The organism is Allobosea sp. TAB14 (assembly GCF_052113865.1).
Taxonomy (GTDB): Bacteria; Pseudomonadota; Alphaproteobacteria; order Rhizobiales; family Beijerinckiaceae; genus Allobosea; species Allobosea spartocytisi.
On record NZ_JBFRDQ010000067.1, the window covers coordinates 1 to 15,325 of the forward strand.

General features: G+C 66.9%; 16 protein-coding genes. 10 read left to right on the forward strand and 6 right to left on the reverse strand.

The features are described from left to right. From AB4Y99_RS12145 to AB4Y99_RS12165, 5 genes are all read left to right on the forward strand, one after another. On the forward strand, positions 1 to 565 hold a 565-nt coding region (locus AB4Y99_RS12145), incomplete at its 5' end, for an amidohydrolase family protein (protein ID WP_441523496.1). A 99-nt stretch (positions 566 to 664) separates the two neighbouring features. After that, on the forward strand, positions 665 to 1,426 hold the full coding sequence (locus AB4Y99_RS12150; RefSeq protein WP_441523497.1) for an urease accessory protein UreE: 762 nt from the start codon (positions 665 to 667) through the stop codon (positions 1,424 to 1,426). An 11-nt stretch (positions 1,427 to 1,437) separates the two neighbouring features. Continuing rightward, a complete protein-coding gene (locus AB4Y99_RS12155; RefSeq protein WP_441523498.1) occupies positions 1,438 to 2,112 on the forward strand; it encodes an urease accessory protein UreF in 675 nt (224 codons plus the stop codon). Then, positions 2,109 to 2,741 (forward strand): urease accessory protein UreG, encoded by a 633-nt coding sequence (gene ureG / locus AB4Y99_RS12160; protein ID WP_441523499.1) that lies wholly within the window; start codon positions 2,109 to 2,111, stop codon positions 2,739 to 2,741. Before AB4Y99_RS12155 ends, ureG begins: the two co-directional genes overlap by 4 nt. Positions 2,742 to 2,751: 10 nt before the next feature. Next, entirely contained in the window at positions 2,752 to 3,336 is a 585-nt protein-coding gene (locus AB4Y99_RS12165) for a HupE/UreJ family protein (protein ID WP_441523500.1), read from the forward strand. 82 nt (positions 3,337 to 3,418) lie between these two features. On the opposite strand, the gene uxuA is transcribed toward AB4Y99_RS12165, so the two are convergent. Together uxuA and AB4Y99_RS12175 are read right to left on the reverse strand one after the other, a co-directional pair. Continuing rightward, the gene (gene uxuA / locus AB4Y99_RS12170; RefSeq protein ID WP_441523501.1) at positions 3,419 to 4,615 is read right to left on the reverse strand and encodes a mannonate dehydratase; all 1,197 of its coding nucleotides are present in this window, start codon (positions 4,613 to 4,615) and stop codon (positions 3,419 to 3,421) included. A 52-nt stretch (positions 4,616 to 4,667) separates the two neighbouring features. Then, positions 4,668 to 5,363 carry a GntR family transcriptional regulator gene (locus tag AB4Y99_RS12175; RefSeq protein ID WP_038361506.1) on the reverse strand — a complete coding sequence of 232 codons (696 nt, stop codon included), beginning with the start codon at positions 5,361 to 5,363 and terminating at the stop codon, positions 4,668 to 4,670. A 162-nt stretch (positions 5,364 to 5,525) separates the two neighbouring features. Here AB4Y99_RS12175 and AB4Y99_RS12180 point away from each other — a divergent pair, with 162 nt between their 5' ends. The 4 genes from AB4Y99_RS12180 (at position 5,526) to AB4Y99_RS12195 (ending at position 9,626) form a co-directional block, all read left to right on the forward strand. Then, positions 5,526 to 6,716 carry an extracellular solute-binding protein gene (locus AB4Y99_RS12180; protein WP_441523502.1) on the forward strand — a complete coding sequence of 397 codons (1,191 nt, stop codon included), beginning with the start codon at positions 5,526 to 5,528 and terminating at the stop codon, positions 6,714 to 6,716. Between the two features lie 120 nt (positions 6,717 to 6,836). Continuing rightward, positions 6,837 to 7,904 (forward strand): ABC transporter ATP-binding protein, encoded by a 1,068-nt coding sequence (locus AB4Y99_RS12185; protein WP_185747807.1) that lies wholly within the window; start codon positions 6,837 to 6,839, stop codon positions 7,902 to 7,904. Then, positions 7,901 to 8,791, forward strand: coding sequence for an ABC transporter permease (locus tag AB4Y99_RS12190; RefSeq protein ID WP_038361512.1), 891 nt, complete (start codon positions 7,901 to 7,903; stop codon positions 8,789 to 8,791). The genes AB4Y99_RS12185 and AB4Y99_RS12190 overlap by 4 nt, the downstream gene beginning before the upstream one ends. Before the next feature lie 4 nt (positions 8,792 to 8,795). Then, positions 8,796 to 9,626: an ABC transporter permease gene (locus AB4Y99_RS12195; RefSeq protein WP_038361514.1), complete on the forward strand. Its 831-nt coding sequence runs from the start codon at positions 8,796 to 8,798 to the stop codon at positions 9,624 to 9,626. Positions 9,627 to 9,636: 10 nt separating this feature from the next. On the opposite strand, the gene AB4Y99_RS12200 is transcribed toward AB4Y99_RS12195, so the two are convergent. Continuing rightward, a complete protein-coding gene (locus tag AB4Y99_RS12200; RefSeq protein ID WP_038361516.1) occupies positions 9,637 to 10,077 on the reverse strand; it encodes a PPC domain-containing DNA-binding protein in 441 nt (146 codons plus the stop codon). A 141-nt stretch (positions 10,078 to 10,218) separates the two neighbouring features. On the opposite strand from AB4Y99_RS12200, the gene dusA reads away from it, so the two are divergent. Further along, the gene (gene dusA, locus AB4Y99_RS12205) at positions 10,219 to 11,214 is read left to right on the forward strand and encodes a tRNA dihydrouridine(20/20a) synthase DusA (RefSeq protein WP_441523503.1); all 996 of its coding nucleotides are present in this window, start codon (positions 10,219 to 10,221) and stop codon (positions 11,212 to 11,214) included. Positions 11,215 to 11,262: 48 nt separating this feature from the next. Here dusA and AB4Y99_RS12210 read toward each other — a convergent pair whose 3' ends face one another. Genes AB4Y99_RS12210 through AB4Y99_RS12220 form a run of 3 tightly spaced genes read right to left on the reverse strand, consistent with a single transcriptional unit; the run spans position 11,263 to position 15,238 of the window. Then, positions 11,263 to 12,135 carry a MipA/OmpV family protein gene (locus tag AB4Y99_RS12210; RefSeq protein ID WP_133561921.1) on the reverse strand — a complete coding sequence of 291 codons (873 nt, stop codon included), beginning with the start codon at positions 12,133 to 12,135 and terminating at the stop codon, positions 11,263 to 11,265. Continuing rightward, positions 12,132 to 13,511, reverse strand: a complete 1,380-nt coding sequence (locus AB4Y99_RS12215; RefSeq protein ID WP_441523504.1) for a sigma-54-dependent transcriptional regulator — start codon at positions 13,509 to 13,511, stop codon at positions 12,132 to 12,134. The genes AB4Y99_RS12210 and AB4Y99_RS12215 overlap by 4 nt, the downstream gene beginning before the upstream one ends. Next, a complete protein-coding gene (locus AB4Y99_RS12220) occupies positions 13,508 to 15,238 on the reverse strand; it encodes a sensor histidine kinase (protein ID WP_441523505.1) in 1,731 nt (576 codons plus the stop codon). Before AB4Y99_RS12220 ends, AB4Y99_RS12215 begins: the two co-directional genes overlap by 4 nt. Between the last annotated feature and the right edge of the window lie 87 nt (positions 15,239 to 15,325).

A 15,325-nucleotide genomic window follows, 5' to 3' on the forward strand; every position in this document is an offset into this window, starting at 1 on the left:
GGTCCAGCGCGGGGCGCTGGCGGAGGACGCCGGGACCGGCGCCGACAATTTCCGCGCCAAGCGCTATGTCGCGAAATACACGATCAACCCCGCCATCGCCCATGGCATCTCGCGTCATATCGGGTCGATCGAAGTGGGCAAGCTCGCCGACCTCGTCATCTGGTCGCCGGCCTTCTTCGCCACCAAGCCCGACCTCATCATCAAGGGTGGCATGATCGCGGCCGCTCCGATGGGGGACCCCAACGCCTCGATCCCGACGCCTCAGCCGGTGCATTACCGGCCGATGTTCGGCGCCTTCGGCAAGGCCGTGACCTCGACCTCGCTGCTCTTCGTCTCGCAGGCGGCCATCGCCAACGGGCTGAGGAACCGGCTCGGCACGGACAAGGAGATGGTCGCGGTCGAGAACACCCGTGGCGGCATCTCTAAGAAGAGCATGATCCACAACGGCGCCACGCCGGACATCCAGATCGATCCGGAAACCTATGCGGTGGTCGCGGATGGCGAATTGCTGGTCTGTGAGCCCGCGAAGGAACTGCCGCTGGCGCAGCGCTACTTCCTGTTTTGAGGCGTGCTGCGCCGGAGCTCGGTAGCGCGGCCGGCGGTTTGTGCTACTAACTGGGCATGGCTTGGGGGCGTTAAAGCTCTCCTCACAGGATCATCAGACATGCTTCGCGCCACCTCCGTCGTTCGCAAGGCCGCCGTTCGGGCCGAGCGCGTCRTCGACACGCTCACCCTCGACCATGACGACCGCAATCGCCGCCGCCTTGCCCTCAAGGCCKATGGCGGGCTCGATGTCCTGCTCGATCTCGACAAGGCCACGGTGCTGGCCGATGGCGACGCCGTGAAGCTGGAGGACGGGAGCCTTGTCCAAATCAAGGCCGCACCGCAGAGCCTGCTGGAGATCCGCGCCGAGAACCCGCTGCGGCTGATGCGCGTCGCCTGGCATATCGGCAACCGCCATACCCCGGCCGAGATCACCGCCGACGCGATCTACATCGAGAACGACCACGTCCTGGCCGAGATGGTGCGCGGGCAGGGCTGTGCGATGACGACGGTGGAGCGCCCCTTCCAGCCCGAGCGCGGCGCCTACGACCACGACCATGCTCACGGCCACGATCACGCCCATGATGACGCCTGCGGCTGCGGGCATGATCACCACGGTCACGATCACCATCATCATGGCCACGACCACGACCACAAGCATGGCCATGAGCACGCGCACGGTCAGGAACATACGCATGGCCAGGAACATGCGCATGGCAAAGAACACGCGCATGATCACAAGCATGCCCACGGCCATGAGCACCATCACGCCCATGGCGATGCCTGCGGCTGCGGCCACGACCATCACGATCACGAGCATCACGACCACGGCCACCGCCATGGCGCCGAGCATGGCCATAAGGGCCATTCGCACGACCGCTGAGCCGGCAGGGCATGTCGGCCCATCTGCCCCTGATGGTCTGGCTGTCGCCGTCCTTCCCGGTCGGCGCCTTCGCCTATTCGCACGGGCTGGAATGGGCCTTCGAGGCCGGCGACCTGCACGACGCGGAAACCCTGCGCGACTGGCTCGACGCGCTGGTACGTCACGGCTCGCTGCATAACGACCTGATTCTCTTCGCGGCCGCTTTTCACGCCGCGCAGGAGAAGGACGCGGGCGCGTTGCGCGAGGTCGCGGAGCTTGCGCTCGCGCTCGCCAACTCCGCCGAGCGGCGGCTGGAAACGGTGACGCAGGGCAATGCCTTCGCCGCGGCGGTGAAGGCGTCCTGGCCTTGCGAAGCCATCGGCCGGCTGGGCGAGGCCTGGGATGGCGATGTCGCCTATCCGGTCGCCGTGGCGGTCGCCAGCGCCGGTCACGCCCTGCCTCTGCCCGCCTGCCTCGAAGCCTATAGCCTGGCCTTCGTCGCCAATCTCGTCTCGGCGTCGGTGCGGCTGGGCATCGTCGGCCAGACCGATGGGCAGCGGGTCACGGCCGGCTTGGTCCCGGCCTTGCATGAGGCCGCGGCCGGGGCCGAGCGCGCGACGCTCGACGATCTCGGCGGCTGCGCGCTGCGCTCCGACATCACCAGCTTGCGTCACGAAACCCAGTATTCGAGGCTTTTCCGCTCATGACCCGCTCCCCCCATGGCCCTTTGCGCGTCGGCATCGGCGGCCCGGTCGGCTCCGGCAAGACGGCGCTGATGGAGGTGCTGTGCAAGCGCATGCGCGGCGCCTACGACCTCTGCGCCATCACCAACGACATCTACACCAAGGAGGATGCGCGGCTGCTGACGGTCGCCGGCGCGCTGCCCGAGGAGCGGATCATGGGCGTCGAGACCGGCGGCTGCCCGCATACCGCGATCCGCGAGGATTGCTCGATCAACCTCGCGGCGGTCGCCGAGATGCGCGGCAAGTTCCCGGCGCTCGATCTGATCCTGATCGAATCCGGCGGCGACAACCTCGCCGCGACCTTCTCGCCCGAGCTGGCGGATCTGACGATTTACGTCATCGACGTCGCCGCCGGCGAGAAGATCCCGCGCAAGGGTGGGCCCGGCATCACCCGCTCCGACCTGCTCGTCATCAACAAGACCGATCTCGCGCCGCATGTCGGCGCCGATCTCGGCGTGATGGAGCGCGATTCCCGGACGATGCGGGGCAAACGCCCCTTCGTCTTCACCAATACSCGKGMSGGCGAGGGCGTCGACGCGGTGATCGATTTCATCGAGATGGCCGGCGGCCTGAAGCCGGCTTCGGCGGCGTGAGGAGAGGCGGATGAACACGAAGATGATCGAGCGGCTGGTGCTTGCTTCGGCGGCGACGCTCTTTGCCGGTAGCGCCATGGCTCATACCGGCGTCGGCTCCGTGCATGGCTTCACGGCGGGGCTGACCCATCCGCTGTTCGGGCTGGACCATCTCACCGCCATGGTCGCGGTCGGCCTCTGGGCCGGGCTGGTCGGCGGCAAGGCGCGTTTCGCCTATCCCGCCGCTTTCGTCGTCACCATGGTTCTCGCCGGCATCTGGGGCATGACGGGCGCAGCCTTGCCCGGCGTCGAGATCGGGATCGGCGTCTCGGTCGTGGCGCTCGGCCTCGCCATCGCCTTCAACCTGACGCCGCCGCTGGCGGCCGGTGTCGCGATCTGCGCTGCATTCGCGATCTTCCATGGCCATGCCCATGGCGCGGAACTGCCGGAGGATGCGAGCGGGCTGAGCTATGCCGCCGGCTTCGTCGTGGCGACCGCGGCGCTGCATGGCGTCGGGCTGGTTCTCGCCGCACAGATCGCGCGCTATGCGCCGCGCCTGGCCCGCTTTGCCGGTGGCGCGATGGCCGTCGCCGGAATCGCCTTCCTCGCCGGCTGAAACAAGGTCATCCAAAAAAAGGAAAGGGCGGGCCCGAGGCCCGCCCTTTTTGTTGTCTCTGGCTGCGGCGGCCGGTCCCGGCTCAGGCGTCGTAGCCCTTGACCTGCGCCAGCGCGGTCATCACGCCGCGCAGYTCCGCSARKCCRCGCAGSCGSCCSACGGCSGGATAGCCSGGGAARCTGCCCTTGCCGAYATCGTCGAGCAGYTCATGGCCGTGGTCGGGGCGCATCGGGATGCGCCAATGCGGCAGGCCGGCGGCCTTGCGGCGCTTCTCCTCGGCCATCAGCGCATCGACCAGCGCGACCATGTCGGTGTCGCCGCCGAGATGCTCGGCCTCCATGAAGGACCCGTCCGGGTCCTTCGCGACGTTGCGCAGATGCGCGAACCAGACCTTGTCGGCGAAGCGGCGCGCGATTGCCGGCACATCGTTCTTCGGATTGGCGCCGAGCGAGCCGGAGCAGAGCGTCAGCCCGTTCGCCGGGGAATCGACCGCACCGAGGATCCAGGCGATGTCGTCCTCGTCCGAGCAGATGCGCGGCAGGCCGAAGAGCGGGCGCGGCGGGTCGTCCGGATGGATGCACATGCGGATGCCGACCTCCTCGGCGGTCGGGATGATCGCCTCCAGGAAGCGCTTGAGATTGGCCCTGAGCTTGTCATGCGTCATGCCGGCATAGCGCTCGAGGATGCGGGCGAGGCCGGGCAGGTCGTAGCGGTCGAAGGCGCCGGGCAGTCCCGCCATCACGCTGGAGAGCAGCCGGTCGCGATCTGCTTCCGTCGAGCGCTCGAACCAGGCCCTGGCCTTGTCCATCACCTCGGCGGAATGGCCCTCGTCGGCGCCCTTGCGCTTCAGCATGAAGTGATCGAGCGCGACATATTCGTGCAGGTTGAAGCGCAGCGCCGTCCCGCCACCCGGCAGCGGTTCGGCGAGCTGCGTGCGCGTCCAGTCCAGCACCGGCATGAAGTTGTAGCAGATCACCTGAAGCCCGCAGGCGGCGAGGTTGCGCATCGACTGGCGGTAGTTCTCGAAAACGGTTTCGAGGTCGCCCTCGCCGATCTTGACGCTTTCATGGATCGGCAGGCTCTCGACCACCTTCCATTCGAGGCCGAGGCTCCTGTCGCCGCGAACGATCGCCTGGCGCTTCTTGATCTCCTCGACGCTCCAGACCACGCCATAGGGGATCTGGTGCAGCGAGTTGACGATGCCTGTCGCCCCGGCCTGCCTGGCCTGCGCTAGAGTCACGACGTCGTCCGGGCCGAACCAGCGCCAGCATTGTTCCATGGTCTAATATCCTTTGGGAGGTATGGTGTCGTCGGGTGGTGGGCGCCGCGTCTCAGCTCGCCTCGTGGACAAGCCTGGAATCGTCGAAGGCGTCGGCATGGTCCTTCGCGATCGCGTCGATCGTGGCGAAGACGGTGCGCAGATGCGCCCGCATCGCCGCCTCGGCGCCTGCGGCGTCGTGCTTGATGATATGCGCGGCGATGATCCGGTGCTCCTGCAGGATCACGCTCGACCAGGAGGGCGTTTCCAGCGAGAGGCAGCGCACCCGGTCCATCTGCGCCTTCACGCCCTCGATCATGCTCCAGACCGCGCTGTGGCCGGCGATACGCGATATTTCGGCGTGGAACACTTCGTCGAGGCGGAAAATCTCCGGCCGATCCTGCCGCCGCACGGCTTCCGCCTGCTCCTCGATCTGTTCTTCGAGCCGGCGGCGGTCGGCATCGCCGATGCGCTCGGCGGCGAGCACGACGGTGCGGCATTCCAGCGTCTCGCGCACGAACTGGCTGTCATGGACGGCTGCGAGGTCGATCGGCGCGACGAAGGTGCCGACCTGCGGCACCGCCACCAGGAAGCCCTCATCGACCAGCCGCTTGAACGCCTCGCGCACTGGCGTGCGGCTGACCCCGAAGCGCAGCGCCATGCGCGCCTCGGACATCGCCTCGCGCGGCTTCAGCACGCCGCTGATGACGTCGGTGCGCAGCACGCTGTAGATTTGATCTGTGCTGTGCCGCGTTGCTGGGTGGGCCATTGCCAAGCTCTTATCGACTAGTATACTAGGATACCGAGTAATCCGGCGCTGCGTCAATCGCACAGTCGGCGGATTGAACAACGGGTTCCGGTGGGCGGCGGCCGGAACATCAGAACAAGCATCCGTCAAAAGAAGCGGAAATCCGCATCTGGAGGAGAAACCATGGCTTACGACAGCATCAACAGGCGTCATTTCATCGGCGGTGTCGCCGGTCTCGGCCTTGCCGCCCAGGCGCCCGGCGCCTTTGCGCAGCAGCTCAAGCTGCCGGCATCGCCGGTCACGATCAGTGTCATCGATGTCGGCGGCGCTCTGGCGCTGGTCCAGACGCCGATGGAAAACTTCTCCAAGATGAAGCCCAAGCTCGCTTCGCGCATGGTCTTCACCAAGGCTCCGGCTCCCGAGTTGCCGTCGAAGATCAAGGCTCAGCAGAGCGCCGGCCGCGTCGACATCGACATGGTCATCGGTGGCCTGGACGTGCTGTCGGCCGGCATCGAGCAGAAGCTCTGGGTCGAATTGYTGCCACGCTTCGCGGCCGAGCTGCCGAAGCCCGAGGACATCTACCTCGCGCCCGCTCTCGCGATGCACAATCTCGGCCAGGGGCAGGGCATGGCGATGGTCTACTACCCGTCCGGGCCGCTGCTCGAATACATGCCCGACCGGGTCAAGACTCCGCCGACCACGGCCGAGGAATTGCTGGCCTGGACCAAGCAGAACAAGAACCGCTTCTTCTACGGACGCCCGGCCAATTCCGGCCCCGGTCGCACCTGGCTCATGGGCCTGCCCTACATCCTCGGCGACAAGGATCCGAAGGATCCCGAGAAGGGCTGGGACAAGACCTGGGCCTATCTCAAGGAGCTGGGCGAGAACATCGAGTACTACCCCGGCGGCACCGGCCAGACGATGAAGGAGCTCGGCGACGGCACGCGCGACATCATCGTCAGCACCACGGGCTGGGACATCAACCCGCGCGTCCTCGGCATCGTGCCCAAGGAAGCCAAGGTCCAGACGCTGAAGGGTTTCCACTGGGTGACCGACGCCCAGTACATGATGATCCCGAAGGGCGTCTCCGACGAGAAGCTCGCCGTGCTGCTCGATCTGGTCCGCCACATGCTCACGCCGGAGCAGCAGGCCTATACCTATGACGAAGGCTATTTCTATCCGGGTCCGGCGGTGAAGGACGTGCCGCTCTCGATGGCGCCGGAATCGAGCCAGAAGGCGATCAAGGAATACGGCCGGCCCGAATACGACAAGCTGATCGCCGACAACCCGATGGAAACCCCGCTGAATCCCGACAAGATGGTCATCGCCTTCCGGATCTGGGACGAGCAGGTCGGCGGCGCCAAGAAGAAGTAGGCCACGGACTGGCCGGCAGGCGCGGCCGAGGGCCGGGCCTGCCGCTTCCACATGGGGCCTGCTCTCGCGGCGAGGGCGGCCCCGCAACGACACCGTTATCAAGACCCGGAAGCCATGACGATCAACGCAGCCTCCTTCCGCGAGCTCAAGCTCGATCGCCTGAGCCGTGACTTCGGCACGCATAACGCGCTCAAGGACGTCTCGCTGACCATCGGCAAGGGCGAGTTCATCGCCCTGCTCGGGCCTTCGGGCTGCGGCAAGTCGACCACGCTGAACTTGATCGCCGGGCTGCTGCCGGCGACCGGTGGCGGCATCTGGCTCGACGACAAGCGCATCGACCCGTTGCGGCCGGAAGAGCGCGGCTTCGGCATGGTCTTCCAGAACTATGCGCTGTTCCCGCATATGACGGTGGCGAAGAACATCGGCTTCGGCCTCAAGATGCGCGGCGTGGCCAAGGCCGAGATCGACAAGCGCGTCGCCGAGGCGGTCGCGCTGGTGCGCCTGCAGGGCCAGACTGCGAAGCTGCCCGGCCAGCTCTCCGGCGGCCAGCAGCAGCGCGTCGCTATCGCCCGSGCYATCGTCGTCGAGCCGCCGCTCGTGCTGATGGACGAGCCGCTCTCCAATCTCGACGCCAAGCTGCGCCTCGAGATGCGCGCCGAGATCCGCCGCATCCACAACACCCTCGGCGCGACCACGATCTACGTCACCCACGACCAGGAGGAGGCGCTCTCGCTCGCCGACCGCATCGTCGTGCTGCGCGACGGCGTGGTCCGCCAGGTCGGCACGCCCGAGGACCTGTTCTCGCGCCCTGACCATCTCGACGTCGCCGAGTTCATGGGCTTCCGCAACAAGGTCAAGGGCACGGTCGCCACGGTGACCGAGGGCCACGCCACGGTCGCGGTTAGCGAGGCGCAACTCTCCGGCCGCACCCGCAACGTGGTTTCTGCCGGGGCCGCTGCCTGGCTCGCCATCCGCCCTGAGGATCTCCATCCTGTCGCGGCCGGTCAGCCCGGCCTCAAGGCGCAGGTGGTCTCGACCGAGTTCCGCGGYCGCGAATTCGTCGGCTTCGCCCGCATGGCGGATGGAACGGACCTGTCCTTCCTCGCCCATGACAAGCTGTCGCCCGGCGAGGCGGTCACGCTCGCCGCCGACGCCGACCGCGTCCTCGTCTATGGAGAGGCGGCGTGAGCGCGGAAGCCACCTCCATCCCGCTGAAGCAGCGGCTGGCGGCGCGCGGGCTCGACGGGCTGACGCTGCTCGTCGTGCCGGCGATCCTGTTCCTGCTGGCGCTGTTCATCTACCCGTTCCTTTACGGGCTCATCCTCTCCTTCGAGCCGAAGGCGGGCGGAGCGCTGTCGAACTACCAGCGCTTCTTCTCCGATTCCTTCCTCTACGGCACGATCGCGACGACGCTCTGGCTCGCTTTGCCGGTGACGGTCGCGACGCTGGGGCTCGCCATCCCGATCGCCTTCCGCGTCCGGCTGATGCAGAACCAGCGCCTGCTCACCACCATCCTGGTGATCCCGATCACGCTGGGGACGGTGCTCGTCGCCGAGGGCCTTTTGAACTATCTCGGCCCGCAAGGCTGGTTCAACCGGACCTTGATGACGCTCGGCCTCATCTCGACGCCGGTGAAGCTGCTGCACAACTACTGGGGCGTGATGCTCTCGCTGGTCATCACCGGCTTCCCCTTCACCTTCCTGCTGACGCTGTCCTACCTGTCGGGCATCGACCCGGCGCTGGAGAATGCCGGCGCGACGCTGGGGGCAGGGCCCTGGGAGCGCTTCAAGCACATCCTCTTCCCGCTGCTGCTGCCCGGTCTGGCGATCACCTTCTGCCTGAGCTTCGTGCAGGCCTTCTCGGTCTTCCCCTCGGCGGTGCTGCTCGGCGCCCCGGCCGGCCCGACCCGCGTCATCTCGATCGCGGCCTATCAGGCGGCTTTCGAGGAATACGATTACTCCATGGCCTCGGCAGTGGCGATGATCATGGCGGCGGTTCAGCTCGCCATCGTTGTCGCGGTGCTGGCGGCRCGCGGCCTGCTCTATCGCGGCCCGGCCGGCGGCGGAAAGGGCTGAGCCGATGATCAAGGACACCCGTATCTCGACGAAGCTCTGGGCGGCCGCGAACTGGGCGCTGATCGGCTTCTTCATCATCAACCTGTTCGGCATGATCGCGACGGTGGTGACCTCCTCCTTCGCCACACGCTGGCTCGGAACCTGGCTGCCGGCCGACTGGACGACGCGCTGGTATGCGGCCGCCTGGTCGGAATTCCAGCTCCATGACGTGCTGTTCGTCACCTTCCAGATCGTCTTCCTGGTGGTGGTGATCTCGGGGCTGATCGGCGTGCCGGCGGCCTATGCGCTGGCGCGGCGGGACTTCCCGGGCAAGAAGCTCGTCATGCTGCTCTTCCTGCTGCCGCTCCTGGTGCCGCCGATCACCTTCGGCATCCCGCTGGCGACGGTGCTCTACCAGACCGGCTTCGCCGGCCAGATGTCGGGCGTGGTGCTGGCGAACCTTGTGCCGACCGTGCCCTTTGTTATCCTGGTGATGATCCCCTTCATCGAGCAGATCGACACCAAGATCGAACAGGCGGCGCGTGTCTTCGGCGCCAACACCTTCAAGCTCTTTGTGCACGTGCTGCTGCCGCTGCTAACGCCCGGCATCCTGGCGGCGCTGCTGCTGGTGCTGGTGCGCACACTCGCCATGTTCGAGCTGACCTTCCTCACGGCCGGTCCGACCAGCCAGACGCTCGTCGTCGCGCTCTACTACGCGGTCTTCGCCTCCGGCGTTCGCGCGGTGCAGTCGATCGACGCCATGGCGGTGATCTACATGGTCACGACGCTGATCTGGCTCATCATCGCGCTGCGCTTCGTCAACCCGACCCAGATCGTCGCCCGCGCCAAGAGGTGAGGGCGGCGCGCTAGCCGAGATCGATTAGCGCGATGCCGAGTTCCGGGCGCTTGCGGCGGCACAGCTCCGCAGGTGCCTCGGTGATCGTCACTTCCAGCGTCGGCCTCACGGTCCCTCGCAGGAAGTGACCACCCCGGGTCGAGCCGTCGCGCAGGCCCAGCACGGCGTGCAGATGGAGGCTCGGTTCGTCGTTCTCGTCGCGGGCGATGTCGCCGAGAAGGCTCAGCACCTCGCTCTGCTCATCGACCGGAATTTCGCGATAGGTCTTGGCCGGCAGGTCGAACCAGCCGACGACCGCCTTCTGGAAGGCGCCGATGGCGCTGACCGATGCTCCGCTCAGGCCCTGCTGGTCGGCGAAGCGGGTCAGCGTCTCGAATGCCTCCTCGCCAGCGTCCAGGATCACCACGAAGCGGCGCGTGCCGCCTTGCTCGCCGACTTGCCTGAAATTCATGAGCGAACCTCCTGACGGGCCAACGCGGCGGCCGGGTTTTTGATCCGCAGCGGCCTGGCCGGCATCTCGCGCCGTCGCGGCAAATGAGGTATGAGCGCCGACCGCTTGCGATGACGCGCGCGCCACCCATCTCACGGAAACATGACGCAGTTCTCGCCCTTTCGCTTCTCCATCGCACCGATGATGGATTGGACAGATCGCCACTGCCGGACGATCCATCGCCTGATGTCGCGCCATGCGCTGCTCTACACCGAGATGGTGACGGCGCAGGCGGTGATCCACGGCAACCGCGAGCGCCTGATCGGCTTCGACGCGATGGAACACCCGGTCGCGCTCCAGCTCGGCGGCAACGACCCGAAGCTTCTGGCCGAGGCGGCGCGGATCGGCGCCGAATTCGGCTATGGCGAGATTAACCTGAATTGCGGCTGCCCGTCCGATCGCGTCCAGGGCGGCGCTTTCGGCGCCTGCCTGATGCGCGAGCCGGTGCTGGTCGGCGATTGCGTCGCGGCGATGAAGGCAGCGGTCGCGATCCCCGTCACGGTGAAATGCCGCATCGGCGTGGACGATCAGGACCCGGAAATCGCGCTCGATGCCCTGACCGCGGCGGTTCGCGCGGCGGGCGTCGATGCGCTGATCGTCCATGCCCGAAAAGCCTGGCTGCAGGGCCTCTCGCCCAAGGAGAACCGCGAGATTCCGCCGCTCGATTATGAGCGCGCCTACCGCCTCAAGGCCGCCAATCCCGATCTGCCGGTGGCGATCAATGGCGGCATCAAGGCGCCGGCCGAGTGGGTCCCGCATCTGGAGAGGCTCGACGGCGTCATGGTCGGGCGCGAAGCCTATCAGAATCCGGAAATCCTGCTCCAGGTCGATCCGCTGCTGTTCGGGCAGGCACCGCCGGTCGCCGACGCCTTCGCGATGCTGGAGGCGCTGGAGCCCCATCTCGCCGCGCATCTGGAGCGGGGCGGGCGGCTGCATGCCTTCACACGCCATCTCGTCGGGCTGTTCCCGGGCCGTCCGGGCGCACGCCTCTTCCGCCGCCATCTCGCCGAGCATTGCGTCGCAGCCGGCGCCGGGCTCGCCGATCTGCGTGCCGCCACCGCGCATGTCTCGCGCCACGAGACGGCTGCTGCGGCCTGATCGATATGGCGCCCGCTTGGGCGGCAGGCCCGCTCGATCAGGATCCGGTTAACCGCCGACCTGGAACGAATAGCTCAGCGTCGTGCCGAAGGTGAACTGGTCCCGGCTGCCATTGACCCGCACGAGAGGGGAGCCCGCCGCCTCGTCCAGGAGCCGGTCGTAGCGCGCGTAGACCGTCGTCGCCCAGTTTTCGGACCAGTCATAGGTGAGGGCCGTGGCCACGCCCGCCGATTTCGCGCCGGAGTCCGGGCGATAGGGCCTGTAGATGCCGCTCAGCGCCGCTTCTCCGGGCGTGATCCCGAAATTACGCGTCATGTAGCTCTTACTGCCCATGCTGAAACGCGGGCCCGCCGAGAAGGTGAAGCTGCCGAAGCGCTCGACCCAGTCGGCGGAGAGATCCGCGACGATACCGTGATGGCCGTGAAAGCCCTGCTTCACCTCGGCGCGCAAGCGGAAGCGATCCAGGACGGGCCAGAATTCGGCAAAGACGCCGGCCTCGATCGTCCAGGGCACGTCGCGCAGGCCGAAGAGTTTCCGGTCCGCGCCGGAATAGCGGCCTGACTTGTAGTCGCCGACCACGCCGACCTTGAGCCGGTCGGTGTCGTACAGGGCGAAGTCGAGCCCGTCATCGGGCGCGCTGAAGCCTTCGGCCTCCCCGACACGGCGCCAGCTCAGCGACGGCATGGGCGAGAAGCGGCGCCATTTCGAGCCTTCGAAATCGGGCTCGTATTGCAGCGAGCCGCCGATCGTGATGATCCAGCCCTTGGCGGGGGTCGGGTCGGTCAGGGCCGGCGTCGTGTCGGCGGCCCGGGCGGCGGAAAGGCCGCAGGACAGCGCGAGCAGCGAGAGCCATGCTCCGCGGCTTTGGACAAGAGGCAGTCGCTTGCCGCGGCCCTTGGATACGCAGGTCGTCCGCGTCATTCGCTGGCGCTCCGGCTGAGTTTGATTCCGAGTTTCTTGATGCGGTGCCACAGGCTGCGTTCCGCAACGCCGAGCAGCCGCGCGGCCTGGACCTGCACGCCGCCGGTGCGGCGCAGAGCAGCGAGGATGAAGTCGCGCTCGATGCGTTCGAGCTCGGCATCGAGATCGCCGGGGATGCTGCCAGAATCGCCACGGCGTGGCGACGATTCAAAGAGGTCGCGCGGCAGGTCGTGAACATCGATCGTGGGTGACTTCGCGACGATGATGGCACGCTCCACGCAGTTATGCAGTTCCCGGATGTTGCCGGGCCACTCATGGTCGGACATAGCCGAAATCGCGGCGGGCGTGAAGCCGATGACTCGCTTTCCCATGGCTTCGCTCAACTGGCCGAGAAAATGCGTGGCGAGCGTCGGAATATCCTCCCGGCGATCGCGCAGGGCGGGCAGGGCGATGGGAAAAACGTTGAGCCGGTAGAACAGATCCTCGCGGAAGCGGCCTTCCGCGACGGCCTGGCGCATGTCCTTGTGCGTGGCGGCGATGAGGCGGACATCGACCGTCTGGCTCCGGTTGGCGCCGATGGGCTCGAAGCTGCGCTCCTGGACGGCGCGCAGCAGCTTCGCCTGCACGGCCACCGGCATGTCGCCGATCTCGTCGAGGAAGAGGGTGCCGCCATCGGCGGCGGCGAAGCGGCCGATGCGGTTGGATAGCGCCCCCGTGAAGGCGCCTTTCACATGGCCGAACAGCTCGCTTTCCAGCAGCGTCTCGGGAATCRCCGCGCAGTTCACGGCGACRAAGGGCTTGTTSCGSCGSGGACTGTTGAAATGGATCGCGCGGGCGACGACCTCCTTGCCGGTGCCGCTYTCKCCRCTSAGCATSACSGTSGCSCGCGTCTCGCAGACCTCGGTGACCTGCTCGATCACCCGCCGGAAGGGTGCGCTCGAGCCGATCAGCGTCTCGAAGCTGTAGCGTCCCTCCAGCTCGCTGCGCAAACGATCGTTGTCGCGCACGACGTCGGACAGCCGCAGCGCCCGCCGGACGGTGGCGGCGACCTCGTCCATCTCGAAGGGCTTGGCGATGTAGTCGAAAGCGCCTTCCTTCACGAGATCGACGGCATCGCGCACGGTCGCGAAGGCGGTGATGATCACGACGGGGATCTCGGGCCAGTGCTTGCGAACCTCCTGCAGCAGCTCGCGCCCGTCCATCACGGGGAGCCGCAGATCGGTCAGGACCAGATCGAAGCGGGCCTGTTCCAGCTCCTGCAGCGCGGCGCGGGCGTTGTCCACCGCGGTCGTGCGATAGCCGAGGTCTTCGAGGGCTGCCGCGAGCACGTCGGCGAGCCGCGCCTCGTCGTCGACAATCAGAACAGCGTGGCTCATGGCGCTTCCTTTGATCGCCAGCGCGGCAACGTGATGCTGAAGGCGGCGCCCCGGCCTGGCTCGCTCGCGCAGGTGGCCTGGCCGCCATGGGCTTCGGCGACAGTCTGGACCTTGGCAAGGCCAAGCCCGGTACCTTTCGTCTTTGTCGTGAAGAATGGGTTGAAGATCTCGTCGCGCATCTCCGCCGGCACGCCCGCGCCCTCGTCGCGGATCGTCAGCGAGACGGTGTCGCCCTCGGCGGTGACGTCCGCATGGATCGTGCCTCCATTGGGCATGGCGTCGATGGCGTTGAGCACGAGGTTGAGACAGGCCTGATGCAGCTGGTCCGGGTCGCCGCGGACCGTGGCATCGCCGCTCTCGTCGGTGACCGCGACGGAAATCTTGTGCCGCGCCAGTTCCGGCCCGGCAATCGCGGCGACGCGATCGATGATCGACCGCATCCGCAATTCGCTCGTCATCGGCGGCTTGGGATGCGCGAATTCGAGAAAGTCGCGCACCAGCGTTTCGATCCGGCGGACCTCGTCGATGACGTAGCCGAGCATCTTGTCCTCGGAGCCGGCGAGCTTCGCGCGGTTGCGGACGACCTCGGTCGAGGTCTTGATGATGCCGAGCGGGTTGCGGACCTCATGCGCGATGACCATGGCCGCCTGACCCAGCACCGACAGCCGGTCCCGGCGCCGGAGCTCGGTTTCGAGGTCGCGCAGCGCGCCGAGCTGTTCGGCCATGCTGTTGAAGCCGGCCGCGAGCTGGACGAGTTCGCGCCCTCCCGTCTCCGATACGCGCTGGCGATAATCGCCCGCGGCGATGGCCCGCACGCCGCGGGTGAGCGCGCGCAGCGGACGCACCAGGATGTCCGACATCACGATGCCGACGGCGACGGAAAGGAGGCTCCCGAACAGGAAGATGCCGAGAAAGAGGCTTTCGCGTCCGAGCTGTTCGAACAGCCCCGCCTCGCTGCGCAGGCCGACGAACGCCACCGCCGCCAATTCGCCGTCGATCCCCTGGAAGCCGATATAGACGGCCCGGTAGGTGCCCCCATCGGCCGAGGGATCGAACACCGCCTCCTGCCCGGTTGCGAGCTGGCGCCTGATCTCCTGGGGGACCGGGCTGACGCTGTCGGGATGGGTTTCCAGCACGGGTTCGAGCCGGGGCCCGAAATCGGCGAAGAGCCGGACGTTCAGGGACGTCACCACCTTGATGCTGCCGAGATAGGCTTCGTCGAGCCAGGAGCCGACCAGCACGTGCAGCGTCTGCCCYTTCACGGAGATCGTCTGGACCGCGCCTGCCATGATCCGGCGCTGGCCATTCGCCGTCATCTTGAAAATGCCCTGCTTCTCGTCCGTCGGAAGGGGCGTGATGGGCTGAAAGGGCTGCGAGGTGTAACGGATCGTCCGCTGGTCGTCATAGACGGCGATCACATCGTAGCCGACCGAGTTCAGCAGGGCCGATTCCGCGTCGAAGGTCGATGACGAGCGGACATCGATGTCGGCATTGCTCTCGATGCGCTGGCCGATCACCGCCGCAACGCGCTGCGCCTCCTGCGAGGCTTCCTCGACCTCGAGCCTGAAGAAGCGCGACGTCTCCCCCAGCCACTGCTCGACATTGTCCTCGAAGGCGCTGGAAAGGAGCCAGGCGGCGACATAGGCGGATGCCAGCATCGCCGGCACGCTGACCAGCATGAACCCGATCACGAGCCGCAGTCGCAAGGTCGTCATGCGGAAGCGCACGGCTTCGCCTCCCTACAGCGCCGGACCGAAGGATTGAATCCGCTTCCCGGAAAAATCGAACGCGAAAACAAACAGACAGGTCGCCGT

Excerpts from the sequence above, each read along its gene's own strand:
- AB4Y99_RS12155 (WP_441523498.1), top strand. The coding sequence starts at position 1,438 with ATGTCGGCCCATCTGCCCCTGATGGTCTGGCTGTCGCCGTCCTTCCCG.
- AB4Y99_RS12165 (WP_441523500.1), top strand. The coding sequence starts at position 2,752 with ATGAACACGAAGATGATCGAGCGGCTGGTGCTTGCTTCGGCGGCGACG.
- AB4Y99_RS12175 (WP_038361506.1), bottom strand. The coding sequence starts at position 5,363 with ATGGCCCACCCAGCAACGCGGCACAGCACAGATCAAATCTACAGCGTG.
- AB4Y99_RS12195 (WP_038361514.1), top strand. The coding sequence starts at position 8,796 with ATGATCAAGGACACCCGTATCTCGACGAAGCTCTGGGCGGCCGCGAAC.
- AB4Y99_RS12200 (WP_038361516.1), bottom strand. The coding sequence starts at position 10,077 with ATGAATTTCAGGCAAGTCGGCGAGCAAGGCGGCACGCGCCGCTTCGTG.
- dusA (WP_441523503.1), top strand. The coding sequence starts at position 10,219 with ATGACGCAGTTCTCGCCCTTTCGCTTCTCCATCGCACCGATGATGGAT.
- AB4Y99_RS12210 (WP_133561921.1), bottom strand. The coding sequence starts at position 12,135 with ATGACGCGGACGACCTGCGTATCCAAGGGCCGCGGCAAGCGACTGCCT.